The sequence below is a fragment of the Sphingomonas mali NBRC 15500 genome (genome assembly GCF_001598415.1).
Taxonomy (GTDB): domain Bacteria; phylum Pseudomonadota; class Alphaproteobacteria; order Sphingomonadales; family Sphingomonadaceae; genus Sphingomonas; species Sphingomonas mali.
Genome location: NZ_BCYX01000006.1, coordinates 147957 through 173384, shown reverse-complemented (window position 1 = coordinate 173384; position 25428 = coordinate 147957). Strand labels below are relative to the sequence as shown.

Below are 25428 nucleotides of genomic sequence, written 5' to 3'. Positions count from 1 at the left end.
CTATATCGGCGTGCCCGTCGAAGGGCCGTTCAAGCCCGATCATTATCGCTACTGATCGAGCCAATTCAGAATTGATGGAAAAGGGTCGGCTTTGCCGGCCCTTTTTCGCTTGGGCTTCAGCCCGCTAGCGCTGCCTTCAGTTCATCGAGCCAAGGTTCGTAGTTGCGCCACAGATCGAACGCGTCGCGGTTGATCGGTCTGCGGACCTGCTCTGAGCTTGCCGTTCGGACCGGGCGCGCATTTTCGTGAGGACGCAAACACGCTTCCTCAAACGGCAGACCGAGATATTCCAGCAGAGCGCGAATCTCCCGCTCGGGGTCGGCCACCAGCGATTCATGCTGAACGCGATGGATGAGGCCAGGCAACGTCTCGTCGAAATGGTCCATCGCCCGGACGTAATCGCGATAATAGCTGCCGAGATCCTGCATGGAATAGGCGAAGGTCTGCCCTCGGGAGAAATGTTGGCGAAAGTTCGAGAAGCAGCAGGCCATCGCGTCGCGTCGGGCGTCGATTATCTTAGCATTGGGCAGGATGAGATGAATGAGGCCGAGATAGCGCCAATTATTGGGCAATTTGTCGATGAAGAACGGGCGCACCGTTTTGCGTTTTATAGCCGAGTTTTCGACGTATCGCTCTCCGAGTGCCCGGACCTCTTCGGCCGTCAGCTTCTCCACCACAGCTGGATATGCCGCTGCCTTGTTTTGCCAGTCCCGCGCGACCAAGGACTGAACAATATGCGGGATGTCGGGCAATTCCGACGTGCCTTCGATTTGCGAATGGCTTGCGAGAATCTGCTCGACAAGCGTGGAGCCGGCGCGCGGCATGCCGATAACGAAGATCGGATCGCGTCTTTGGCAACCCATGCCGGCATGCTCTGCGAAGAAGGCGCGCGTGAACAGCGTCATCGAGCGATCGACTTCTTCCGACACGGCGTCGCGATCATGCGGTATGAGATCCAACCGTAGCCTGTTTCCTTCGGCATAGTGAAGGAACGAAGCTTCCCATTCCTCGCGATCCTCAAGCGCCTTGCCCAAGGCGAAATGGAGGTAGAGGCGTTTGGCGGGGGCGATTGATCGATCCAGCGAGCGCTGCATCACGGCAAGATCCTCTGCCTCGACCTTGTTGGCCTTTAATTCGGCCAGCGACCACCACGCTTCCGCGAGTTCGGGATCGAGTGCCGTGGCGCGACGATAGGCCGCAACAGATTCGTTTTGTCGGCCCATCGTCTTCAGCAAGTGCCCGTACCAGAGCCAAACTTCGGGATTGTCGTCGACGGTGGCGAGAAGCTTGCCATAGGTTTCCGCTGCAGCGTCGTAACTGCCGGTCTGCGCAAGAATGTCGGCCTTCGTGGCGGCCGCGACGATCTGCTCTGGACGGTCGGCGATAACCCGATCTAGCGTGGCCAAGGCGTCTTCAAGGCGGCCTTGAGAGAAGAACGTGAGCGCCAGGCTCACCTTGGCGTCAGGATAATCGGGCGCGACGGAAACCGCCTGCCTCAACAGCCGCTCGGCTTCAGGATGGATGCCCAGCGTGGACGCGATCTCGGCCAGCATCATCGCGGCAACGACATCGTCGGGCGAGCGCGACAAAGAGGTGCGTAGGATGCGCTCCGCGGCGGCGAGATCATTTTTCATGATCGCGGCGCGTGCCGACGAGATGTCGGGTGATCGCAGCGTCGACTTGATCGCGGCGAGGTCGGCCTTGGCCGCCTTTTCCGCAAGTCCTAGTTTGCGCAATGCTTTGCCCAATAGCCGCAGCGCTTCAGGCTGGCCGGGAGTTACTTCGAGGATCGTCGTCGCCTGTTCGACGGCTGCGACAGGATTATGGTCGAGCAGCAACGCGCCATTCCGAAGCGCGGCCTGAAGAGAACCTGTGTCTTCGCGCATGGCATAGTCGATGCCAGCAATGCGGGGCGTTCGCCACAAGAAAGGGGCCGGGAAAATCCCGGCCCCCGAATATTAGCAGCCTTGAAGATCAGAACTTGGCGACAACGCCCGCGTAGAAGAAGCGGCCCACGTTGTCGTAGATCGCGCTGCCGAAGCCGGCGCCGGTGGTACCCAGTGGCGGTTTGGTGTCGAGCAGGTTGTCAACGCCGATGTAGAAGTTGAACTTCTTGTTGGCGTCGATCTGCAGGCGGACATTGTGCAGGTACGTGTCCGGATAGTATTTGATGTCCGAATAATCGGTCTGCGATGCCGGGATGCCATTGACTTCATGCAGGGCAGACCACGGGGCGACCGTCATCTTGCCGACATAGCGTAGCTTGTAACCCAGCGTGATCGGCCCCCTATTCAGGTCAAGATTCCAGCTGAACTCATCAAACGGGAAGCCGAGCGTACCCAATTGCTGGGTACGGAAGTTGGGATCCACAGCATCCAAATACGTGTCGTTGCGGAAATTGTGGGTGTAGATCAAGCGCGTCGAAACATTCGCGATATCGCCGAGCTTGTGCTGGTAAGCCAGTTCAATGTCGAGGCCACGAACCCGCAGCTTGGCGTAGTTCAAGGGCACGACATGGAGGCTGTTCTCGATGATCCGGCCGGGCTCTTCGCCATTCGGTCCGGTCGTTCCGGGAGCACCGTTATACCGCTGGAAAAGGGCGCAATACTGATTGTTGATGCTCGCCTGTTCATAACAGGCGTCAACGACGGACTGCGCGTCAAGCGTGGAGATCGCATTGTTCACGTTGATATCGAACCAGTCGACCGTCAGCGACAGCCCCGGCACCCAGCGCGGCGTAATGACCGTGCCGATAGTATAAGAATCCGAGGTTTCTACTTTTAGCGCCGCGTTGCCGCCCGACTGATAGGCCAGTGAGTTGATATACTGGAAATTATACCCCGCCGGCACACCTGCCGCCGCGCAATTCTTCGCAATCGTCGAATTCGGGTTCGCGGTATAATTGGTGCACGGATCGCTGATGAATTGGAAATTCTGACCAAAACCCGTGTAGAGGTCGACCAACGTCGGTGCCCGGACCGCGCGCGAGTAATTGGCACGGAAACGGATGTCGCGCACCGGCGACCATTCTAGGTTGCCGTTATAGGCCCAGACCGAGCCTGCATTACCCTTATAGCTGGCGTAGCGGGCAGCGCCGCTCAACGTCAGTTCATGGAAGAACGGCACGTCCTTGAGGATCGGCAGGCGGACTTCGCCGAAGACTTCCTTCACCTCAAATGACGGTGCGCTGAGATCCGGGATGGCGTTGTAGAAGGTCAGGCCAGCCTGAGTAAAGGCGTCCTGTGAATAGGACGCTGTTTCACGACGATATTCGGCGCCGATAGCGATTCCCAGCGGGCCGCCCGGCAGATTGAAGAAGTTGCGCGTATCGCCGCTCAAGAAAGCGTTGGCGACGAACTGAGTGATTCGTCCCTTGGCAACCGAGTTCTGAAGCAAATAGCTACGCGCTGCGTCACTGACGTTCCCGACGCCGAAAAAGTTGACTGGCTGGCACGCCGCTACGTCTGCGGCCAGCTGGGCCGCGGCAAAAGACGGATTGGCCGCGTTCTCATAAGCTACGCGCGCCGCGGGATCGACGGTGGCGCGACAGACGACATGGCCGTTGGCCGTTCCCGTCTTGAACTGCCCTTCATCCACTGCGTCGATCGCCAGCAGGAAGCGCTGGAGATTCACGTTGCCCAGGATCTCGTTCTTCTCGTCGAACTGGCCGTAATTGACCGAAGTTTCGTAAGACCAACCGCTGCCGAGCTCGCCGCGAATGCCGGCGACGATGCGGTAGGTCTCACGCCTGACCCGCTCCTGACGGTTGGTCAGGCTGGTCGCATTCTCGTCGAAGTAGAATGGCTGATGGTCGCCGGGGGCGGCGCCATAATAGTCGTTCAGGAACGTGCGCGCCTGCGAGCTGAGATAAGGATTGTCGGTATAGAATACTTCGCGAGGAGAACCGGTCACGCCACCATTGAAGAAGAACGGGCCGCTGGCGCTGCCCAGCACGTCCGTACGGACATACTTGGCTTCGATGAATGGAACGAATGCCGGCGAGATCTCGAAGTGCCCGATTAGGTTCGCGCTGTAGCGATCCTGTTTCGGAAGCAGACCGAGCTGCGTCCCGTCGCGGAAGTTGTCGCCATTGCCACCGATGAAGCTGCCGTAGGGCTTGATACCGACACGCTGGCCGGTGACCGGAGTCAGTGAACCATCGGGATTGAAATGATACGAGCAATAGTAGCCGCCGCAACTGTTCCCCAGGAACAAGCCGCCATTGGAATATGTGGCACTGCGGATATCGTTGTAAAAAACCCGATTGGGCTTGCCGTCGTTATTGACATTGTCGACGGTGACGAAGCCGCTGTTGATGCTGTAATCACGACGGTCGGACGCATAGAAGTCGCCTTGGTGCGCGTATTCCAGATTGACGGCGATGTTGCCTCTTCCACCTGCGAAGTTCTTGCCGGCCAACAGGCTGGCGAAATAGGATGGCGCGTCGCCATATTGGCTGACGCCGCCCTGCGAGCGCAGTTGGACACCGTCGTAATGGTCCTTGAGCACGAAGTTCACGACGCCGGCGACGGCGTCCGAACCGTAAACCGCCGAGTCGCCGCCGGTGACGACATCGACGCGCTCGATCAAGTCGGTCGGGATGGTGTTGATATCAGGTGACGTCGCTTCGTTGAGGATGTCGCCGGCGACATGGCGGCGACCGTTCACAAGAACGAGGGTACGCTGTGTGCCAAGGCCACGCAGGTCGAGCAGGCTCAAGCCTGAGGTGCCGAGAAAGCGAGTCGAGTTGGACTGGCTGAACGTGCTGGTCAGAGCCGGCAGTTCGTTGAGTACGTCGCCAACCGAGGTGGTGCCGGTCTTGAAGAATTCCTCGCCGGAAATGCTGGTGACGGGGACGGGCGAGTCCAGATTGGGGCGGCGGATGCGCGAGCCCGTGACGACGATTTCACCCGATTGATCGGAGGCGGTCGGCCCAGCTGCCGTCGGAGGGCAGGGCGCGTCCGCGGTCGGCGTGCTGCCGTCCGGACACAGTGTCTGGCCGCCGGCAGCGGCCGCTTGCGCCGACGCCTGACCAGCGTACAGCATGCCAAAAGCGATAACGGCAGAGGTGAGCGCCGTCGACGCGCGAAGACCATTGATACGCATATGAGCCCCTTTTTTCCCTTTATGACAGTTATCTTGCCACAAAAAAAATAGGGGGTTCAAGAGTAACGGAGGAGCGCCGCATCAAAGTGACCGACTGTTTCAAATTAGCCACACCCACCGCGCTCGCGATGCAATCAAGACGCGCCCCGTCATCGATCTGGCAGCTATCACATACTGAGCAATTGTCGGCGTGCGGTCAGGTCCGGTTTTCGCCGCTTTGAGAAGTATCAGGTCGTATGCTTGTCGCAGGCCATTCTTTTGGCGGTGGGTGACAGGATATTAGAGCTAGCTCGAGCCGCACCTTACCGCGAAAGAACGATGCGACGTAGTGGATATGCACCGGGTTGGTCACGAGGAGTCGGATAGCGGTTGGTGAGATGGCCATCTCGACGAACATCACGCCCAGCCCGTCAGTCGACCATTCCGCCGGCGGGCGTCGGTGCTTCCCGGAATATCGATGGATTGCGAAGGCATCGGCGCGCCAGGCCTCTGTGATGGCATGTGCGTCCGGCAATCGCCGCGCGAGCCTGTAGGTCGAACCGGCTCTTGCCGGTCCGACCCCACCAGTCTCGTCACTGCGAGAGCCTTGCCGTGGCGATAGGACCGCACCCGCGCATCGCTGACGTTCGATGTCACCGGGTCAAGTTGTGCTGTCGAGGATGAAGCCGCTGACCGGTGCGGGCGCCGGTGCAGATAGAATCGGCCGGCGCCGTGCGATAGCCCGACCTGTCGAAGAGTATCAACGACGTCCTGGCGAACCAACTCCACCAGCAGATTACCGAACCCAGATCGAAAAACTGAGGGTGGTGCTAATGATGCTCAGTGCAAGGGGACGGACAATGTCGGACGTCCCGGCGAAGGGCCGTTCGGTCGGTCCCTACCGCCTTTAGGTCGGCTAGTTAAGACGTCCGCACTTCTCTCTAAGGAGTTCTGCCACTTTCTCTAGGCGTTTAGTCCCGGCATTCGATGGTGCATTATTCAGCCAGCGATGGAAGGGACGCGCGACGCGACAGGTTCTCCGCGGGAGCGCCACCAGGGCAGAGGCGGTCCGTCGAGCGATATAACATAGTCAAGTAAACCTGAGGGCGCCGGCCAAGCGGCACGGTATCAACTCCAAGAAGTAGCCAAGTGAAAGAACCGTACGGCTGTCGGCGATCTTTCCGACCGGTCTGAAGGATGCGAAGTCGACCATCCTAGATCCTGAACCCCTAAAGGCAGGGGCTTGTCACTTGGCAACGCCGAGATCGTCGTGAAGGGGCCGGAGGATGCTGTCACCCTCGCTTGATCCGGAGATCAGGCATGGACCATCCCACTCGTTCTGGAAGGTGAAGCTGCATCCGCCGAAACGATCTCTGCCGATGTCGAGTATTGCCGTTTATCCGGCACCCCGTAGCGATCGTGAATGGCTTCCTCCATCGGCGGCAGGTCCGAAGGCTCGAACTCCAGCAAGCAGTGACCGTTCGATAACGGAAGCAAGGTCACCGCCATCGGCTAGAGATGCGAGGCCAATTGTCTGGGATCCAGTCTGGCCTTCCCTTAATGACCGATAGCCGTCGCGCAACGCCGTCCGGATGAGGGTCTCCCATCTCTGTTCCGCCCATCTCGTCCGTCCGATTAAAGACACGCTTGCTGTCGTCCTTCGCGTAAAGCGTCTCCATCGTGGTTTGCGGCACGACGAAGGTGGTGGCGCCCCCTCGCTTAGCGTTGTTCGCTGTTCACAGATTTTCAACCTTCACGGTCGAGAATAGCCACGAGGGAGCATGCGTGGCGATGTTGGGCGGGATCAATGGTGCGCTGAAAGGGGTACGTCGGTTCGGCACGAACCTATTGCGTGACCGTAAAGGTGTGTCCGCCCTGGAGTTCGCGATAGTGGGGCCCGTCTTTCTGGCACTGCTGCTCGCGATCTTGTACACGATGCTCATCTATTTGGCACAGCAGATGCTCGAGACGGCAGCCCAAAGCGCTGGGCGCTTGATGCTGACCGGTGCGGTTCAAACCTCGCAACTTGCCAACGGCCACGTCGGCATGACGGCGAGCGACTTCAAGAACGCCATCTGCAACGGTTTTTCCGGCACGGGGCCGGACGGCCAGGCGATCAGCACGCGCGCCTTGCTGCCGTCGATGCTCTCGTGCTCGCGGCTAACGGTCAACGTGACCACCGTAAGCGCCTATAACGTTTCCGCCACCTCTTCGCCGACGTTCACCTATGACAGCAATGGCGTCCTGACTTCGACGGGCACGGGCTACAATTATCAGGCGGGCGGCGCGGGGCAGAACCGTATTGTCGTCCTGCAACTGATTTACCTGTGGCCGACAGGAAAGGGACCCCTCGGTCTCAACCTGTCAAATCAGCCGAATGCCAACCGCAAACTTGTGGCGACCTCGGTGTTCACGACCGAGAATTACACATGCAACACGTCGCAGACCTCATGCTGAAACGCCTCGTACAGAATGCTCGCGGGGCGGCGATGGTCGAATTCGCGTTCGTCTTGCCCGTGCTTCTGCTCCTGTACGCGGGCGGATGCTGCCTGTCGGATATGATCGCATGCAACCGTAAAGTGACGGTCGCGACCCGTTCTCTGGTCGATCTCGTCAGCCGAACAATGTCTCCCACGGTCCTCTACAACGATCCGAACAGCGCGAATGCGAAGTCCTACCTCAGCGCTAGTGCAGTCGTGCTGTCGCCCTACAAGCTCGACGTCGCGACTGAGCAGATTTCGCTCCTCAGGGTCTGCGATGCTTCACATGCCTATGTGGTCTGGACCCAGGCCCAAACGCAGAACGCCGACGGCAGCATCGTTGCTAACGCGACCCCCGACCAGGTCGAAGGCACGCTGCCGACGAACGAGGCGCAGGCGGCCAACACGGTCGTTTCGATCCCGACCGACATGATCACGTCGACGATGATACCGTCATCGCCGGACAGCTCGAACGTGTGTGGAAACCTTGCTCCCGGTAACAGCAACAAGACCCAGGTCGGCACGGCCGGTGGCTGGCTGTACAGGGGCAAGATTACCTACAACTTTACACCGGTGATCAGCTTCGTCCCGATCCAAACAACGGCGCTGACGAAAACCATCTACATGGTTCCCCGCCTTTACTAGGTGCTCTTATGATGCGGAAACTCCTATCAGCGACGGCTTCGGCCGCATGGGTCAGGCTCCTTCGTCGGCTGAAAGCCGACGAGCGAGGAGGAGTTCTGATGATCATGGGATTCGCGCTCATTCCGCTGACCTTCGCGGTCGGTTTCGGTATCGACTATGCTCGCGCCATGAGCCTCCAGACGCAGTTGGACGCCGCTGCCGACGCTGCTGCTTTGGCCGCCGTCGCACCCTCCATGATTCTTCAGACCAACAGTGCGTCGACCTCTGCTGCAAACGCGATGTTCAATACGCAGGCAAGCCTGCTGAACGGCTATCGGGATCTGCAGGTGACTGCCACGATTTTGGACGGAACGTCCGGGAGTAGCGGCGCTCTGGGCTATCTTCGCAAAGCTACCGTCACCTACACGGCCCAGTCGATAAACATCTTTGGCGGGATCCTCGGGGCGCCAACTCTGACGATCAAGGGAACATCCACGGCAAGCGCTGCGCAGCCGCCCAATGTCGATTTTTATCTGGCGATGGACAATTCGCCATCGATGCTCTTGCCTGCGACTTCTGATGGGGTCAGCAAAATCATTGCGGCTACGAAATCGCAGTGGAAACCCGAAGGCTGCGCATTTGCATGTCACGCGCAGATTCCAAAGGAAGACAACATCTACATCAGGGACACGCTGGGGCGGCATATCCTTCTCTCAACCGGTTATTATACTGCGGGATCGTCTAATAACGGTGTATTCTACCGTTGGGATAAGGCTGCGAACTTGATTTATGACAGTTCCGGAAATCTCATGACGTCCACTTCAACGTCCGTTTCTGGACCAACGACGACGACATCCGGAACCGGGAGTAACAAGAAGACTATCGTCACAACAGTGACCACAGTGTCGGTCACGACTTACACGGCCACCGAAAGCACCACTGATGCCTCTATCGTTTACAAGAAGGTAACTTCTACCCCCACTACAACGACGGTGTCTACGCCGGTCAGCGGTGGCAGTTCTACTACTACGACGACCACTGGTACTCCAACGTCGACCACATCTGTTTACGATCGCGGATATTGGGCGGACGGCTATTGGCTCACTCACAATTATGGAGTGTTATACGGTAGTCCGTCGAGCATCACCTTGCGCAAGGATGATGTCGTTTCAGCGGCATCGCAGCTGATCCCGTTCGCTGCGGACCAGGCGAGCCAATATCATGTGACCTACCAGGCGCAAATGTTCTCCTTCGACTGGACGCGACCTGGTGGCTCGTCGCCCGTCAAAACGCTCAATTCCCTCACCAACGTCGCATCCTATGGTAGCGGTTGGTCGGCTGCTTCAGTTTTCCCGGCTGACGATTACTGGTGGACGAATTCATATCCTGTCAAGGGCACGGGCAACGACGATCGGGCCACTGAAGTGACCAACATGCTCACCGTGATGAAGAATACCATTCCGACCGCGGGAACCGGCGCACCCGGAGCGACGCCGCAAAAGATGCTGTTCATCATTACAGACGGCATGCTGGACCAGCCGAACGGCAGCGGACGCTATTTCGGACCGATGCGGAGCTCCGATCTGACCCAATGCACCGCCATCAAGGCCAAAGGGATCAAGATCGCCATCCTCTATACACAATATCTGCCGGAATCGATCGCAAGCGACGGCTGGTCACAGACGAACGTAGCTCCATTCTTGCCGGCCCCGCCTTCGCCCTACCCGGGCGGCAATGCAGGAAACTCGGATCAGGTCCTCACGGCGCTGCAGAGCTGCGCGTCGCTGGGTATCAACGGTTCGCCACTGGTTCAGACTGTAACTGCCGATGATAACATTGCCACCGCTCTCCAGCAGCTCTTTTCAACTGCCCTGCAAACCGCTCGATTGGTTCAATGAAGGCGCGGATTTGACAATATCGACTGGATGGCCGCTGGACGGGGCGCCGATCTCGTGGCCATTTTAATCGTGCGGCTCGCGAGGGCGCCCGCACACAAGCATGCTGAAGTCGAGACTTGACGACGTAGGGGCGAGCCATATCGATGCCGCCACCGACCAATCCGGCCAAAGGGGTGAGTGCCATCGCCATGAGCGCAAGCGTGTTGCCGCGTACATCGATGGTTACCGATCATTGGCTCGATCTCGCATTCAGCTACGCCCCCGAAAGGTCGCGCGCCGCGCTGGACGCGCTGTTCGCGCTCGACGCCGTGTTGGGCAATGTATTGCGCACGACACGCGAGCCGCTCGTCGGGCAGATGCGACTCGCCTGGTGGCGCGAGGCGCTGGAGGGACTCGACGCGTCCGGTGCGCCCGCCGAACCCGTGCTGCAGTCATTGACCGCCGCGGCCTTGCCGCTGGGGATTACCGGTCGTGCACTCAGCGACATGGTGGATGCATGGGAGCCGTTGCTGGGCGAAATCGGTCCCGGATCGATCGACGATCACGCGCGTTTGCGCGGCCGTGGGCTGTTCGCGATGGCCGGGCTGGCGCTCGACGCGGCGCCGGGTGATGGGGTTGAAGAAGCGGGTGAGGGGTGGGCGCTGGCCGACCTCGCCGCCAATCTCAGCGATCCGGCACTGGCAAGCCGCGCGCGGGAGCATGCCGCGACCATGCTCGCTCATGCCCGCCGGTCGCGATGGAGCAGGAATGGTCGGGCGCTGGGCGCGCTGGCGCTGATCGCGGATCGGCGGCTAAGCGGACCGATCCCGGCAAGCTTCGTTCTTCGGCTAGCGCGGTTCCGGCTGACCGGCAGATAGCACCATGATGGTGGGATTCGGTTTTCTCCGCGTTTCTCGCGCGCTAGCGTGAGGGTCAAGGAGGATCTGGCGATGTGGCGATATCTTGCTGGGTTGGCGGCTGCCATCTTGTTGGTGGTGGCGGGAATGACATTTCAGGCGATGCGATCGCCGCCCGCGGCAACGCTCGCCGCTATGCCGGCGGCCGCGGCCGAAACCGCGACACCAGACGGACAGGCGACCAGCCCTGCGGTGCCCGAGGCGCTGCCGGCAACACGCGAGCAGAAGCGGTTCGATCGCTACGACAAGGATCGCAATGGGTCGGTTACCCGCGACGAATATCTGATGGCGCGGCACAAGGCCTTCGCCAAGCTCGACGTCGACAATAACGGCACCTTGTCGTTCGATGAATGGGCAGTGAAAGCCGAGACCAAGTTCGCGCTGGCCGACAAGGACAAGTCGGGCGCGATGAACGCGACCGAATTCGCCACGACCGCCGTCAAGCGCAAGTCCAAACCGCGGCCCAATTGCCGCCCCACCTCACCCGCTCCGGCTCCGGCGGAGGATAATCGCGAGGAAGATTCTTAAGCTGCCAGCCAACCGGCAAGCGCGGTGCGGGCGCGTTCGGTATACATCTTCTTGCGATCCGCCTTTTTCGTGCGGCCGGTAATCGGCGGGAACAGGCCGAAATTGACGTTCATCGGCTGATAGGTCTCGGCCTCAGCCGCGCCGGTGATATGGTTGAGCAGCGCGCCGAGCGCGGTTTCGATCGGGGGCGCCATCATGGCATTGCCACTCAATTCTGCCGCCGCGAAACGGCCCGCAAGCAGCCCGATCGCCGCGCTCTCGACATAGCCTTCGCACCCGGTGATCTGGCCGGCAAAGCGGATATTGGGGCGCGCCTTCAGCCGCAGCGTCGGATCGAGCAATTCGGGGGAGCGGATGAAGGTGTTGCGATGAAGCCCGCCGAGACGCGCGAATTCGGCATTTTCGAGCCCCGGGATGGTGCGGAACAGCCGCACCTGTTCGGCATGTTTCAACTTGGTCTGGAAACCGACGATGTTCCACAAGGTGCCGGTGGCATTGTCCTGGCGCAGTTGGACCACGGCATAGGGCCAGCGGCCGGTGCGCGGATCGTCCAACCCGACGCCCTTCATCGGGCCGAAGCGCAGCGTCTCGGGTCCGCGTTCAGCCATTACCTCGATCGGCATGCAGCCCTCGAAATAGGGCGTATCCTTCTCCCATTCGCGGAATTCGGTCTTTTCACCATCGACCAGCGCCTGGACGAAGGCGTGATACTGATCTTTGTCGAGCGGGCAGTTGATGTAATCCTTGCCATCACCCTTGTTCCAGCGCGACTGGAACCAGGCGGTCTCCATGTCGATGCTGTCGCGATGCACGATCGGCGCGATCGCATCGAAAAAGGCGAGGGCGTCGCTGCCGGTCGCCGCCCCGATGCTGGTCGCGAGCCCGGGAGCGGTGAGGGGGCCGGTCGCAACGATCGCGAGGCCATCATCGGGAAGCGCGTCGACGCGTTCGCGGACGATCGTGACGTTGGGATGCGCCGACAGCCGCGCCGTCACGCCGGCGGAAAAACCGTCGCGATCGACCGCCAGCGCCGAGCCCGCCGGCACCTTGTGACGGTCGCCTTCACTCATGATGATCGAGCCCAAAGCCCGCATCTCGGCATGAAGCAGCCCGACCGCATTGTTCTCGGCATCGTCCGAGCGGAAGCTGTTCGAGCAGACCAGTTCGGCCAGGCTGTCGGTCTGATGCGCCGGCGTCATGTCGCCGCTGCCGCGCATTTCGGAGAGCTTCACGCGTACGCCTGCTTCGGCGAGCTGCCACGCCGCCTCGGATCCGGCGAGGCCGCCGCCGATGATGTGAATGTCATGAGTCATGGCGCCGGGCGATAGCCGCGCCGGCGCCGGATGACAAAGCATGTTGCCGATATCGGCTCGTGGGGCCATCACATCGCCATGACCGCGATCCCATCAAAGCCCCGCGCGACATGGCTGCTGATATTGGCCATGCTGGCCGGGGTCAGCTTCTGGTTCGTCGGACAACACACCATTCCGGCACTGCCCTGGATTGCGTGGAAGGGGGCAGGTGTCGGCCTGCTGACGATCTGGGCGGCTCTCAATGCCCGTGGGCGAGATGGCTGGTTGATCACCGCCGTGCTGGCTTTGGGGACGCTGGGGGACGTGCTGCTTGAGCGCAGCCAGACCGGCGGCGCCCTGGCGTTCCTCGCGGGTCATCTGACCGCGACAATGCTCTATTTGCTCCATCGCCGCAGCAAGCCCTCGCCGAGCCAGCTGATCCTGTCCGTGCTGTTACTCCTCGGCGTGCCGTTGATCGCTTTCCTGCTTCCAGCCGATCGCGCCGCGGCGCCTGGTATCGCGCTCTATGCTACCGGGCTCGGCGCGATGGCGGCGAGCGCGTGGATCAGCCGATTCCCGCGCTATCGGGTCGGGCTCGGCGCGGTCATGTTCGTTGCCTCGGACCTGCTGATCTTCGCTAAGATGGGGCCGCTGGCGGGTTCGCTGATCCCCGTGCTTCTGATCTGGCCACTCTATTTCATCGGGCAGGCGCTGATCGCCTGGGGAGCGGTAACCACCTTGCTGCGTTGGAAAGACGATGAAGATCTTCACCATCGGTTATGAAGGCACGACGATGGACGCCTTCCTCACCACGTTGCGCGAGGCGGGGGTCGAGCAAGTGATCGACGTCCGCGCCTTGCCGCTATCGCGCCGTCCAGGGTTCTCGAAGAACATCCTGGCAGCGACGCTGAAGGATAGCGGGATCGGCTATGTCCATCTCAAGGCGCTCGGCACACCCAAGCCGGGTCGGGATGCGGCGAAGAAGGGCGATTGGCGGACGATGGAACGCGTCTATGCCGGGCAACTCCATTTGCCCGAGGCGCAGGCCCAGGCGGCGCAACTCCGCGACCTCGCCACCGAAAAGCCGTCGGCGCTGCTGTGCTTCGAGCGCGATCCCAAACATTGCCACCGCACGATGTTGCTTCGCGAAGAGGGCGAGGGGTTCGAGGTCGTCGACCTGCTTCCTTGAGAGACTCCCTCTCCCCTTGTGGGAGAGGGAAGGGGCCCATTGCGGAGCAATGGGAAGGGTGAGGGGGAGTCATAAGCAGTGTCGCCCGAACTCCCCCTCACCCTTCCGCCGACTGCGTCGGCTCCCTCCCTCTCCCACAGGGGGAGAGGGAGAATGCGACCATCAACCAGCGACGGGCAGCTTCACCGACCCATCATCGTCCCGCTCGAGCGCGCCATAGGCGATCACGACGTCGAGCGGCATGGTGCCATAGATATGCGGGAACAACGCGCCGCCACGCGACTCTTCCCACCGGACGCTATCGCCAAGCGCCGCGAGGTCGACCGCCGCGACCCACAGGTCCGATTGGCCGACGAAATGCCTGTCCACGGTCTCGGTCAGCTGCTCGCGGGTAGAGAGGTGAATATAGCCATCAGCCAGGTCGATCGGCGCGCCCTCGAAAGCATCGGCTTCGAGGGCGCGCATCTGATCGGCGGTCAGCACCTTATAGGCAATGGCCGGGCGGTCGCTCATTCGCCGTCGGCCGGGCCCGCCGCGCTATCGTCGGCAGTGTCCGCGCCGGGGTCGGGCGCGACCTCGCGCTCTTCTCCGGCGGTCAGGTCCGCCTCGGCATCGCCTTCGGTTTCCTCGATCCGCGCGGCTGAGACGACATGTTCGTTCTCGGCCACGTTGAACAAGCGAACACCGGCGGAACCACGGCCAATCACGCGCAGATCGCCAAGCGACATGCGGATCAGCTTGGCCTGATCGGTGACGAGCATCAGCTGATGCCCCTTGGTCGCCGGGAAGCTCGCGACGACCGGGCCGTTGCGGGCGATATTGTCGATATTGGTGATGCCCTGGCCACCGCGGCCGGTGCGGCGATATTCATAGGCCGAGGACAATTTGCCATAGCCGTTGGCGCAAACGGTCAGGATGAACTGCTCCTTGGCCATCAGCTCCTCGTAACGGGCGTCGCTCATCTCGCGCGGCTTGCGAATACCCTCGACATCCTCGCCCTTCCAGGCGGCGTGGCGGAGATAGTCCTCGCGTTCGTCCTGATCCCTTACGCCGACGCGATGCAGGATCGATAGCGAGATCACCTCGTCGCCATCCGCCAGTCGCATCCCGCGCACGCCGGTCGACGCGCGGCTCTGGAATTCGCGGACATCGTCGCCGGCAAAGCGGATCGCCTTGCCCTGGCGCGTGGCGAGCAGCACGTCGTCGCTCTCGTCGAGCAAGGCAACGCCGATCAGCCGGTCGTCTTCGTCCTCGCCTTCGAACTTCATCGCGATCTTGCCGTTCGACGGCACGTTGGTGAACGCGTCCATCGAATTGCGGCGCACCGAGCCCTTGGCAGTCGCGAACATCACGTGGAGCTTGCCCCACTCATTCTCGTCCTCGGGCAGCGGCAGCACGGTCGAGATCGTCTCACCCTCGGCCAGCGGCAGCAGGTTGATCATCGGCCGCCCGCGCGTATTCGCGCCGCCTTCGGGCAAGCGCCACACCTTCATCCGATAGACGCGGCCGAGCGTCGAGAAGAACAGCACCGGCGTGTGGGTCGAGGTCACGAACAATTCGGTGACGACGTCCTCGTCCTTCGTCGCCATGCCAGCGCGGCCCTTGCCGCCGCGAGCCTGAGAGCGGAACGTATCGAGGCTGGTGCGCTTGATATAGCCCTGCATGGTCACGGTCACGACCATGTCCTCGCGCTCGATCAGGTCTTCGTCCTCGATGCCGTCGGCTGCACCGGCAATCTCGGTCCGACGCGGCGTGGCGAATTCGGCGCGCACCGCGGCCAGTTCCTCACGCATCACTTCGTAGAGGCGCGCGCGATTCGCCAGGATTTCGAGCAATTCGGCGATCGAGGCGGCGAGTTCCTTGAGCTCGTCGCCGATCTCGTCGCGGCCCAGCGCGGTCAGGCGATGGAGGCGCAGGTCGAGGATCGCGCGAACCTGAAGATCCGACAGCCGATAGCTGTCGCCGGTGACCTCGACATCGGTCGCCTCGACCAGCCGGATATAGCCGGCGATTTCCGCGATCGGCCATTCGCGCATCAGCAGTGCGTGGCGCGCCTCGGTCGGGCTCGACGACCCGCGGATGATGCGGACGACTTCGTCGAGATTGGTGACCGCGATCACCAGGCCGAGCAACAGATGCGCCCGGTCGCGCGCCTTGGCGAGCTCGAACTTGGCGCGCCGGGTGATGACCTGTTCGCGGAACTGGATGAACGCCTGGATGAAGTCGCGCAGGTTGAGCAGGTCGGGACGACCGCCGCGGATCGCCAGCATGTTCGCCGGGAACGAGCCCTGCGCGGGCGTGTGGCGCCACAATTGATTGAGCACGACTTCGGGAGTCGCGTCGCGCTTCAGGTCGATGACGATCCGCACGCCTTCGCGGTTCGATTCGTCGCGAATGTCGCTGACGCCTTCGATCCGCTTGTCCTTGGCGGCCTCCGCGATCTTTTCGACGAGCGCGTTCTTGCCCTGCTGATAGGGGATTTCGGTGAGGACGATCGAGCGGCGATCGCCGCGACCCTCTTCGAGTTCGTGACGCGAGCGCAGGATGATCGAACCGCGACCGGTCTCATACGCCGATCGCGCGCCGGAGCGGCCGAGGATGATCGCACCGGTCGGGAAATCCGGACCCGGCACATATTCCATCAATTCCTCGGTCGTGATCGCGCCATTGTCCATATACGCGAAGCACGCATCGATCACTTCGCCCAGATTATGAGGCGGGATATTGGTCGCCATGCCGACCGCGATGCCGCCGGCGCCGTTGACCAGCAGATTGGGAAAGCGCGCCGGCAGAACCGACGGTTCGCTTTCCGAGCCGTCGTAATTGGGAACGAAGTCGACCGTATCCTTGTCGAGATCTTCCATCAGGAAGCTCGCCGATTTGGCGAGGCGCGCTTCGGTGTAGCGCATCGCGGCGGCGGGATCGGGATCCATCGATCCGAAATTGCCCTGACCGTCGATCAGCGGCAGCCGCATCGCCCAATCCTGGGTCATGCGCGCCAACGCCTCGTAAATCGAACTGTCGCCGTGCGGGTGATATTTACCGATCACGTCGCCGACGATGCGGGCCGATTTGCGGTACGGCCGGTTGTAGAAAAATCCGCTTTCCTGCGCCGAGAAGAGAATGCGGCGGTGCACCGGCTTCAGCCCGTCGCGCACATCGGGCAGCGCACGGGCGACGATCACGCTCATCGCATAATCGAGATACGACGACTTCATCTCATCGACGATGGAGATGGGGGTAATGTCCGAGGGGTCGGCGAGGACGGTCTCGTCGGTCAAGTTTTGGGGTCTTTCAGGTGATGTTGCTGTTCGATGACGACCCTAGCGGGTCATGCAACCGATGTCACGCGCGCGCGTACGCGCGTGAGGGCGCAATTGGGCGCGCGGGGAGCGATCCGATGCCAACCCCTGCCCGAGCGGCGGCGCGGGCGCAATTCTCCATTCAATCCGCATTCAGCCGGTTTCGGCGATTTGCTCCGCCAGGCGCCTTGAACCCCCGGCGCCCGCTGACTAGAGCGGTCGGGAAGGGTTCCCCCGCCCATGAGGAGAGATTGATGAAGAGCATTTCGACGGCCGCCTTCGCCGCGGCGATGGTCGCCGGCGCGACCGGGTTGGCCTTTGCGCCGCCCGCTTTTGCCAAGAAGAAGGAAGAAGCGCCGGCCGGCCCGCAATATACCCAGGCCGTGGCGGTTGCCGCGAACAAGGCCAAGGCCGCGCTGCTCGCCAAGGATATGGCGACCGCCGAGGCCGCGGTTGGTGAGGCCGAGGCCGCCGCCAAGACCGACGACGACAAATATATCTCGACCTTCCTGCGCTATGCCCTGGTGTCGCAGAAGATCGCCGATTCCTCGGCCGGGACCAACGGCGCCTTCGACCCGGCGCCGATGATCGCCCCGCTCGATGCGCTGATCGTCAATCCCAAGACGCCGGCGGACATGCTGCCCAAGTTCGAATTCAGCCGCGCGACGATCGCCTATGATGCCAAGGATTGGGCGCGCGCGAGCCGGCTGTTCCAGCAGGCGCAGCAGCACGGGTCGACCGAAGCGAACCTGCCGCTCTATCTCGCCAAGTCCAAGGTCCAGGCCGGCGACGCCGCCGGCGGCATGGCCGACCTCGAGAAGGTAGTCGCGTCCGGCAAGCAGTCGGAAGACATCTACAAATACGGCATCGCGCAATCGGCCGCTGCCGGTCTCAAGCCGCAAACCATCGTCTGGCTGAAGCGCTGGCTCGTCGCCTATCCGACGTCGAAGACCTGGCGCGACGCGCTCGGCTATTACGCGCTGACCCAGAACCCCGTCGCCAAGCTCGACAAGAAGCAGATGATCGACGTGTTCCGGCTGATGCGCCAGACCAAGTCGCTCGCCGACCAGAATTATTACGAGGAATATGCGCAAAAGGTGATGGACGTCGGCCTGCCCGACGAAACCAAGGCGGTGATCGCCGAGGGCAAGGCGGCGGGTAAGATCCCCGGCACCGGCAATTCCAACATCCAGGCGCTGGTCAACAGCTCGAACAGCCAGGTCGCGGCCGAAGGCTCTTTCGCGGGGCTCGAGACCAAGGCGGCTGCCTCGCCCAATGGCGCGCTGTCGTCGCAGACCGGCGACGCGTTCCTGGGCCGCGGCGACTATGCCAAGGCGATCGCGCTCTACAAGCAGGCGCTGACCAAAGGCGGCGTCAACAATGACGAGGTCAACACGCATTTGGGCATCGCCCTGGCGTTGTCGGGCGACAAGGCCGGCGCCAAAGCGGCGTTCGCCGCGGTCACCACCGCGCCGCGCAGCGACATCGCCGGCTTCTGGTCGACCTGGATCGACAGCCCGCCGACGAGCTGATTCGGCGTAATCGGGACGAGAAAGGGGCGGCTGGCGACGGCCGCCCCTTTTTTTGTTCATCGCGCTCAACGCATCGTGCCCGGTTTTCGCACGAGCGCGAGGACGGCGACTACGAGCTCTAAATGTGCCGTTTCGGCCACACTTCGCTCCTTATCGACCCAGCCGCCGGCGCCCCGCTTGTGATCATTGTATGCCAGGCGTATAGTTATTCCAAAGCGACAAATCGAGATCGCGGTACGTCGGGAGAGGCATGATGGGCGTAGCGACCTTGACGACACGGCCTGCGCGTTCGGCGCATCGACGCATTGCGCCTCATCGCGGCCGGTGCGGTGCTGGGCGCTGAACCCGATGACGTTTTTCGCGACCATGACGCCGCTTTTTGTGAATGCCTGACGCCCGAGGAAAGCGAGGCGTTTCGTCGCACCGTCCTGAAAGTGCGGACGCTCAACGCACCAGATTTACCAATCGAACGCTCGAGAAAGAGCGCAATTCTTAGGAGGATCAAATGAGGGGAATCGTGGCTGCACGAAACGTCGCCAGGCTACTCGCGGGGGTCGCTCTCACCACCCTGCTACCAATCCAGGCCGAAGCGCAGACCGAACCGGCCGATGCTAAAGCCGCGACAGCCCCCGGTGATGCCGCGGCCGCCGCCCAAGACGATATTCTGGTGACCGCACGGCGCACCACTGAGCGGCTCCAGGACGTGCCGATCGCGGTGACAGCCTTCACCGGCGATGCGCTGGCCAGTCGCAGCGTCGATACACTCGACCAGATCGCAAAATATACGCCGAACATCCGGTTCGATGGCGCGGCCGCGCTTTCGGGCGGCAATTACAACGCCACGGTGTTCATCCGCGGCGTCGGCCAGAACGACTTCGCGATCTTCTCCGATCCCGGCGTCGGCTTCTATGTCGATGATGTCTATTATGCGCGCTCGATCGGCAGCGTGCTCGACGCGGTCGACCTGGACAGCGTGCAGGTGCTGCGCGGGCCGCAGGGCACGTTGTTCGGCAAGAATACGATCGGCGGCGCCGTGCTCATCACCACCGGCCAGCCCGACACGCAGGATTTGTCGGGCAAGATCGAGGGCACCTATGGCAGCTTCAACCGCATCGACGTGAAGGGTTATGTCAATATTCCAATCGTCAGCGACAGGGTGGCGCTGCGCATTTCAGGATCGAGCATCAACCGCGACGGCTATGTGAAGCGCCTGATCGATGGCGGGACCGAGGGGAACCGCAATGCCGATTCGATCCGCGCCAAGCTGCGCATCAAGGTGACCGACGATCTGACGATCGATATCGGCGGCGACTATACCAGGGCACGCGAGAATTCGGCGCCGTCCAAGCTGATCGCGGTCGGCAATGCGCCGGGTATCACCGGCATCCCGTTCCTGAGCAACTATAATCGCTATATCGCGCCGACGCTGGGCATCACCGCTCCGAACGGCGCGAACACGCTCAACGCCTCCTACATCACCAATGATCCGTTCACGACCTATGCGACCGGGCGCAACCGCAACGACCTGGATCTGTGGGGCGTGCAGGGCGTGATCCGCTACGCATTCGGCAATGCCGAGATCAAATCGGTGACGGCCTATCGCGACCTGAAGGCCGGGTTCAACCGCGACGGCGACAACACGCCCTTCACCTTCCGCGAGACGGTGAACGACGACAAACAGTGGCAGTTCAGCCAGGAATTGCAGCTGACCGGCAAGGCGGTCGACAACCGGCTGAGCTATGTGCTCGGCGCTTATTATTTCAAGGAAAAGGCGTCCGACATCGCGCGCGCCGATCTCGCGCTCGGCCTGCAGCCGCCCCTCGCGCTGACCCCGCCTTATACGCCGGCAGTGTTCATCGAGAATTATACCGACAATTACAGCTATGCCTTTTTCGGCCAGGCGAGCTTCGAGATCGTGCCCAAGCTGAACATTGAGGTGGGCGCGCGCTACAATAAGGACCACAAGGTCTTCACCTCGATCAACACCCGCCAGCGCGACAATGTCCAATTCATCAACGTCACGCGGGCAAAGGGTTGGTCCGCCTTCACCCCGCATGTCGGCGTGAACTACAAGCCGAACCGGGATATCCTGCTCTACGCCAGCTATTCGCGGGGGTTCAAACAGGGTGGCTTCAACGGTCGGCCGCTCGCCGACGCGGCTGAAGTGACCGCCTATGAGCCAGAAACGCTCGACAGCTATGAAATCGGCATCAAGGCGGATCTGCTCGACCACACGCTGACCGCGAACCTTGCCGGGTTCCATTCGATCTACAAGAATATCCAGCTGACCGTGAATCAGACCCCGCAGAATTTCGTAGCCAATGCCGCAGCGGGGCGAATCAACGGGTTCGAGCTGGAGCTGGTCGCGCGGCCGGCGCGGTGGTTCACGGCCAATGCCTCGCTCGGCTATCTCGACGCCAAATATACGTCGATCGGCCAGGGGTTGGGCCCGACGCAGATCCTGCCGATCACGCTGGCGAGCAAGTTCGTGAAGACGCCCGAGTTCACCGCAACGGCGGGGGCGGAGATCAGCCACGAGTTCGAAAAGGCGGGCAAGCTCTCGCTGCGCGGAGACGTGACGGTGTATTCGCGGATCTATGAGGATGTGGGCAACACGGCGCTGATCACTGAGCCGGGTTATGTGCTGGCCAATGCTCGGCTGACCTATACGCTGCCCGGCAACGCGATTCAGCTATCCGGGTTCGTCACCAATCTGACCAATGCGCTCTACCTGGCCTCCGGCAATGCCAGCCCGGCGTTCGGCCTAGCCGAGGTGAGCTATGGCCGTCCGCGCGAATGGGGGATTTCGGCCAGCTACCGCTTCTGATCACCCGGGTCCGGTGGCACACCTGTCACCGGACCTGCGGCGAGGCCGGTCCGGCCTGATGCCCGATCAATCGCGGTGACACGCGCAATAACCCTAATTGCCGACTAGTTGAAGCAGCCGTCCGCCACCTGAGCCGGATGGAGCATTGGAACGGGACGGGCGGCCAATCGCGCCGCCCTTTCGCTATTCCGCCCCGACCGGAATCCCCGGCTGGTTCTTCGATGTGCGGATGGTCAGCGATGTCTTGACGCTTGCCACGTTGGGGGCAGGGGTCAGGTGCGTCGTCAGGATATCCTGGAAGGCCTTCAGGTCACCGGCGACGATCTTCAGGATGAAGTCGATTTCGCCGTTGAGCATATGACATTCGCGGACCTCGGGAATCGTCGCGATGTGCGATTCGAACGCGGTCAGGTCGCGCTCCGCCTGGCTTTTCAGGCTGACCATCGCGAACACGGTGATCGGATAGCCCAGGGTCGCGGGGTCGAGTTCGGCGTGGTAGCCCTTGATCGCGCCCGCTTCCTCGAGCGCGCGGACGCGTCGCAGGCATGGCGGTGCGGTCAAGCCGACGCGGTCGGCCAGTTCGACATTGGTCATGCGTCCATCGGCCTGTAGTAAAGACAATATCTGCCGATCGATCCGATCCAACGCCATCGCCGGTTCTCCAAGAATTTTATGCGAGTTAGCCCGATCGCCAACATAATATAATTGCTGGATTGCGCAATCGTCCCACTATGCGACGCGTCAAAATGAACCATTTGAAGCGCGCCGCACTGCGGTTAAGAAATTCTTAGGCGCGGCGGTTCCGCGCGATCCGAGGGCCCCGTTCTTGCGTTTCGACGACAGCCTCGACACCGTACTCGGCGCCGATATGGCAACGTCGTTCGGCGCGCAATCGGCATGGCGTCAGCTGACCGACCTGATTGGGCGTCGCCGGGCGGCTCCGGACGCGAAGGCGATCGAGCAATTGCGGGCGATCCGGCCGCGAGTGCCGACGCGGACCCGCGCGGCGAGCGCGCGCAGCCTCGCCTTCGCCAATCCGCCCGCGGAACTCGTCCGGCTATTCGCCGAAGACGAGCCGTCGGTCGCTGCACCGGTGATCGCGGTGGCGCGGCTGACCGGCGAGGAATGGCGCGCAATGTTGCCCGATTTGCCGCCCACCTCGCGGTCGTTGCTGCGCCATCGTCGCGACTTGCCCGCCGAGACGGTGCGCGCACTCGACAGTTTCGGGCGGTCGGATTTTGCACTGCCGCGCCCCGGTGGCGAGCCGGAGTCAGTGACCTCCGCCATCGAGGAGGTCGCGCCCATCGCGTCCGTCGCCAGTATCGTACCGGATCGGCCGATCGCCAGCGAAACGCCGCATCGTGTCGAATCGCCTGCCGGCGCACCGGCCAATGACGCGAGCCCAGCACCCGCGCCAAGAGGCCCGTTCCAGATCGCCGATCTGGTCGCCCGGATCGATGCTTATCAGCGCGACCATGGCGGCCTGGGTCGTCCACCGCGAACGATCGCCAGCGACGGGCCGATCGATCATTTCTGCTTCGAAACCGATGCCACGGGCACGATCCGCTGGGTCGACGGGGCGCCGCGCGAACCGCTGATCGGCGTGTTGCTCGGCACTGGCTCCGCGCAGGTCGACGGCGTGGTCAGCGGCGCGTTCCGCCGTCGTGCGTCGTTCGCGGATGCGCGCCTGGTGATTGCCGGTTCGTCGCCCGCCGCCGGACAATGGCAATTGTCGGCGACACCCGCATTCGACCCGGCCAGCGGCCGGTTCACCGGCTATCGCGGCGTGGCGCGGCGTCCGCGCGCAGACCAGCGCGCCGAACCCGTGCCCAAGAACAGCCCGTCGCCCGAGGCGCTGCGCGCATTGGTCCATGAATTGCGCACGCCGACCAACGCGATTTCGGGCTTCGCCGAGATGATCGAGGCGCAAGTGCTCGGACCGGCGCCCGACGCCTATCGCGAACGCGCCGCGGCGATTCGCCACGACACTCATGACCTGATCGCCGCGATCGACGACGTCGACACCGCCGCGCGGATCGAACAAGACGCCTTGGTCCTGCGCCCCGGCGTGGTCGAGATAGCCCCGCTGCTCGATCGCGCCGCGCGCGACCTCGAACCGTTGATGCTGCTCCGGCAATCGGTGGTCGATATCGATAGCGGGCCGGCCGGGCTGGCTATTGCCGGTGACGAGGTCGCCGTCGGCCGCCTGATCAGCAGGTTGATGGCATTGGCGGTCGGCGCCAGCGGGATCGGCGAACGGATCGCGATCAGGGCATGGTCGAAGGATGGCCAGGCACGGATCGCCGTCGAGCGCCCGCGCGCTTTCGCCGCATGGCCGGGTGAAGCTCTGCTGTCGCTCGAAGGCGAGGACCAGGAAGGCACGTTGCTCGGCACCGCGTTCGGGCTCAGGCTGGCGCGTAACCTGGCCGGCGAACTCGGCGGCAGCCTGAAGATCGGCGAGCAGCGCTTGACATTGCGCTTGCCGGCGGCGTTGGATCACGGCGTGGGGCAACTCTCTTCCAATTGACGTGACCGTAGCGTTCCGTCCGCAACCGCCGGCGACCGGCGACCTCGTCACCTGGCCTGACTCGTTCGGCACGCGCTTCGTCGTATTCGTCGACACCGAAGAGGAGTTCGACTGGAGCAAGCCGCTCGCGCGCGAGAACCGGTCGGTTTCGACCGTGGCAGCGCTTCCAGCGGCACACGCCAGATTCGCTGCGGCCGGCGTGCCGCTCGCGCTGATGGTCGACCACCCGATCGCCACCGACCCGCGCGCGATCGACCTGATCGGGCCGTTGCTGACCGGCGGCACGGCAGTGGGGACGCAGCTTCATCCCTGGGTCAATCCGCCGTTCGACGAAGCACTGACTCCGGCCAACAGCTTCGCCGGCAACCTGCCGCGCGCGCTCGAAGAAGCGAAGCTGATTTCGCTGACCGACGCGATCACGACTGGCTTCGGAACGCGTCCAACCGCCTATCGCGCCGGGCGTTATGGCCTGGGTCCGGCAAGTTTCGATCTGCTGGCGACGCATGGCTATCGCCTCGACAGTTCGATGCGGCCCGGCTTCGACTATGGGAACGAGGGTGGTCCCGATTTCTCCGCGCTCGGCAATCATGCCTTTCGTGCCGGCGGGATCGTGGAGTTGCCGCTGACCACAGTCTTCACCGGCGTCGCGCGCTCGGGCGGGATGGCGCTCTATCGGACCGCCGGGCGCATCCCGAAGGGGAGGGCAGTGCTCGCACGATCCGGGCTGCTCCAGCGCATTCCGCTGACGCCAGAGGGGATTCCGGTGCGCGAGGCATTGGAAGCGATTCGTGTCGCGATCGGCGAGGGCGTTCGCGTGCTGAGCTTCGCCTTCCACTCGCCCTCGCTCGCGCCCGGACACACGCCCTATGTGAAGGATAAGGCGGATCTGGCGGCATTTTGGGATTGGTGGGACAAGGTATTGGCCGAACTCGATCGGCTCGGCGCCACGGCAGCAGGTCTGGACGATGTGATCGCAGCGGCGACGGCTGGCGGCGCTGGTGGGCCCGGCAGGACTTGAACCCGCAACCTAGCCGTTATGAGCGGCCAGCTCTAACCAGTTGAGCTACAGGCCCCACCTACGAAGGCGCACGTTGATAGCGGAGCAATCAACGAGACGCCGCACGCCGGACGGCCTCGCGTCAGCGAGGACCGACGGCGCGGGATTTACTCCCGCGCCGGCATTTAGCAAGCGACAGGAGCATAGCGCGGAAAAGTGGGCACCGGTTTTCCGCAGAAAGCGATGCGACC

At 62.4% G+C, this 25428-nt stretch carries 20 protein-coding genes and 1 tRNA gene; 12 read left to right on the top strand and 9 right to left on the bottom strand.

Annotated elements, in window-relative coordinates; translation table 11 throughout:
- Positions 1-116 precede the first annotated feature (116 nt).
- The 3 genes from SMA01S_RS07590 to SMA01S_RS24510 form a co-directional block, all read right to left on the bottom strand.
- Complete coding sequence (locus tag SMA01S_RS07590) at positions 117-1886, bottom strand: tetratricopeptide repeat-containing sulfotransferase family protein (protein ID WP_066819930.1); 1770 nt, start codon at positions 1884-1886, stop codon at positions 117-119.
- 88 nt (positions 1887-1974) lie between these two features.
- Positions 1975-5106 (bottom strand): TonB-dependent receptor domain-containing protein, encoded by a 3132-nt coding sequence (locus SMA01S_RS07585; protein ID WP_084250163.1) that lies wholly within the window; start codon positions 5104-5106, stop codon positions 1975-1977.
- 1293 nt (positions 5107-6399) lie between these two features.
- Complete coding sequence (locus SMA01S_RS24510) at positions 6400-6594, bottom strand: hypothetical protein (RefSeq protein WP_157093859.1); 195 nt, start codon at positions 6592-6594, stop codon at positions 6400-6402.
- Positions 6595-6876: 282 nt separating this feature from the next.
- Here SMA01S_RS24510 and SMA01S_RS07580 point away from each other — a divergent pair, with 282 nt between their 5' ends.
- The 3 genes from SMA01S_RS07580 (at position 6877) to SMA01S_RS24140 (ending at position 10087) form a co-directional block, all read left to right on the top strand.
- Positions 6877-7542 (top strand): TadE/TadG family type IV pilus assembly protein, encoded by a 666-nt coding sequence (locus tag SMA01S_RS07580; protein WP_245649198.1) that lies wholly within the window; start codon positions 6877-6879, stop codon positions 7540-7542.
- Positions 7536-8210, top strand: coding sequence for a TadE/TadG family type IV pilus assembly protein (locus SMA01S_RS07575; protein ID WP_066819926.1), 675 nt, complete (start codon positions 7536-7538; stop codon positions 8208-8210). The genes SMA01S_RS07580 and SMA01S_RS07575 overlap by 7 nt, the downstream gene beginning before the upstream one ends.
- Before the next feature lie 98 nt (positions 8211-8308).
- On the top strand, positions 8309-10087 hold the full coding sequence (locus SMA01S_RS24140; RefSeq protein ID WP_169804209.1) for a pilus assembly protein TadG-related protein: 1779 nt from the start codon (positions 8309-8311) through the stop codon (positions 10085-10087).
- On the opposite strand, the gene SMA01S_RS25360 is transcribed toward SMA01S_RS24140, so the two are convergent.
- Positions 9981-10271, bottom strand: a complete 291-nt coding sequence (locus tag SMA01S_RS25360) for a TadE/TadG family type IV pilus assembly protein (RefSeq protein WP_369405662.1) — start codon at positions 10269-10271, stop codon at positions 9981-9983. The genes SMA01S_RS24140 and SMA01S_RS25360 overlap by 107 nt on opposite strands.
- Before the next feature lie 4 nt (positions 10272-10275).
- Between SMA01S_RS25360 and SMA01S_RS07565 the strand changes: the two genes are divergently transcribed.
- Positions 10276-10944, top strand: a complete 669-nt coding sequence (locus SMA01S_RS07565; RefSeq protein ID WP_218016852.1) for a squalene/phytoene synthase family protein — start codon at positions 10276-10278, stop codon at positions 10942-10944.
- Positions 10945-11037: 93 nt separating this feature from the next.
- On the top strand, positions 11038-11511 hold the full coding sequence (locus SMA01S_RS07560; protein WP_369405661.1) for an EF-hand domain-containing protein: 474 nt from the start codon (positions 11038-11040) through the stop codon (positions 11509-11511).
- On the opposite strand, the gene trmFO is transcribed toward SMA01S_RS07560, so the two are convergent.
- Positions 11508-12824 carry a methylenetetrahydrofolate--tRNA-(uracil(54)-C(5))-methyltransferase (FADH(2)-oxidizing) TrmFO gene (trmFO, locus tag SMA01S_RS07555; RefSeq protein WP_066819972.1) on the bottom strand — a complete coding sequence of 439 codons (1317 nt, stop codon included), beginning with the start codon at positions 12822-12824 and terminating at the stop codon, positions 11508-11510. The genes SMA01S_RS07560 and trmFO overlap by 4 nt on opposite strands.
- A gap of 78 nt (positions 12825-12902) precedes the next feature.
- On the opposite strand from trmFO, the gene SMA01S_RS07550 reads away from it, so the two are divergent.
- Positions 12903-13586, top strand: coding sequence for a lysoplasmalogenase family protein (locus tag SMA01S_RS07550; RefSeq protein WP_066819920.1), 684 nt, complete (start codon positions 12903-12905; stop codon positions 13584-13586).
- Positions 13561-13992: a DUF488 domain-containing protein gene (locus SMA01S_RS07545; RefSeq protein WP_066819919.1), complete on the top strand. Its 432-nt coding sequence runs from the start codon at positions 13561-13563 to the stop codon at positions 13990-13992. The genes SMA01S_RS07550 and SMA01S_RS07545 overlap by 26 nt, the downstream gene beginning before the upstream one ends.
- 162 nt (positions 13993-14154) lie before the next feature.
- Here the strand turns inward: SMA01S_RS07545 and SMA01S_RS07540 are convergent, their stop codons facing one another.
- Entirely contained in the window at positions 14155-14505 is a 351-nt protein-coding gene (locus SMA01S_RS07540) for a DUF952 domain-containing protein (protein WP_066819917.1), read from the bottom strand.
- A complete protein-coding gene (gene gyrA / locus SMA01S_RS07535) occupies positions 14502-17273 on the bottom strand; it encodes a DNA gyrase subunit A (RefSeq protein WP_066819915.1) in 2772 nt (923 codons plus the stop codon). Before gyrA ends, SMA01S_RS07540 begins: the two co-directional genes overlap by 4 nt.
- A gap of 275 nt (positions 17274-17548) precedes the next feature.
- Here gyrA and SMA01S_RS07530 point away from each other — a divergent pair, with 275 nt between their 5' ends.
- The 3 genes from SMA01S_RS07530 (at position 17549) to SMA01S_RS07525 (ending at position 21653) form a co-directional block, all read left to right on the top strand.
- Positions 17549-18826 (top strand): tetratricopeptide repeat protein, encoded by a 1278-nt coding sequence (locus SMA01S_RS07530; protein WP_066819912.1) that lies wholly within the window; start codon positions 17549-17551, stop codon positions 18824-18826.
- A 305-nt stretch (positions 18827-19131) separates the two neighbouring features.
- Positions 19132-19335 carry a hypothetical protein gene (locus tag SMA01S_RS24505; protein ID WP_157093857.1) on the top strand — a complete coding sequence of 68 codons (204 nt, stop codon included), beginning with the start codon at positions 19132-19134 and terminating at the stop codon, positions 19333-19335.
- On the top strand, positions 19332-21653 hold the full coding sequence (locus SMA01S_RS07525) for a TonB-dependent receptor (RefSeq protein ID WP_066819910.1): 2322 nt from the start codon (positions 19332-19334) through the stop codon (positions 21651-21653). The genes SMA01S_RS24505 and SMA01S_RS07525 overlap by 4 nt, the downstream gene beginning before the upstream one ends.
- Positions 21654-21836: 183 nt before the next feature.
- Here the strand turns inward: SMA01S_RS07525 and SMA01S_RS07520 are convergent, their stop codons facing one another.
- Positions 21837-22304: an Lrp/AsnC family transcriptional regulator gene (locus SMA01S_RS07520; protein WP_066810938.1), complete on the bottom strand. Its 468-nt coding sequence runs from the start codon at positions 22302-22304 to the stop codon at positions 21837-21839.
- Positions 22305-22479: 175 nt separating this feature from the next.
- On the opposite strand from SMA01S_RS07520, the gene SMA01S_RS07515 reads away from it, so the two are divergent.
- Both SMA01S_RS07515 and SMA01S_RS07510 read left to right on the top strand, forming a co-directional pair.
- Positions 22480-24180: a sensor histidine kinase gene (locus SMA01S_RS07515; RefSeq protein ID WP_369405660.1), complete on the top strand. Its 1701-nt coding sequence runs from the start codon at positions 22480-22482 to the stop codon at positions 24178-24180.
- A 1-nt stretch (position 24181) separates the two neighbouring features.
- Positions 24182-25198 carry a polysaccharide deacetylase family protein gene (locus SMA01S_RS07510; RefSeq protein ID WP_245649195.1) on the top strand — a complete coding sequence of 339 codons (1017 nt, stop codon included), beginning with the start codon at positions 24182-24184 and terminating at the stop codon, positions 25196-25198.
- On the opposite strand, the gene SMA01S_RS07505 is transcribed toward SMA01S_RS07510, so the two are convergent.
- Positions 25177-25253 (bottom strand) — tRNA-Ile (locus tag SMA01S_RS07505). The two genes, SMA01S_RS07510 and SMA01S_RS07505, sit on opposite strands and share 22 nt — an antisense overlap.
- Positions 25254-25428: the final 175 nt, after the last annotated feature.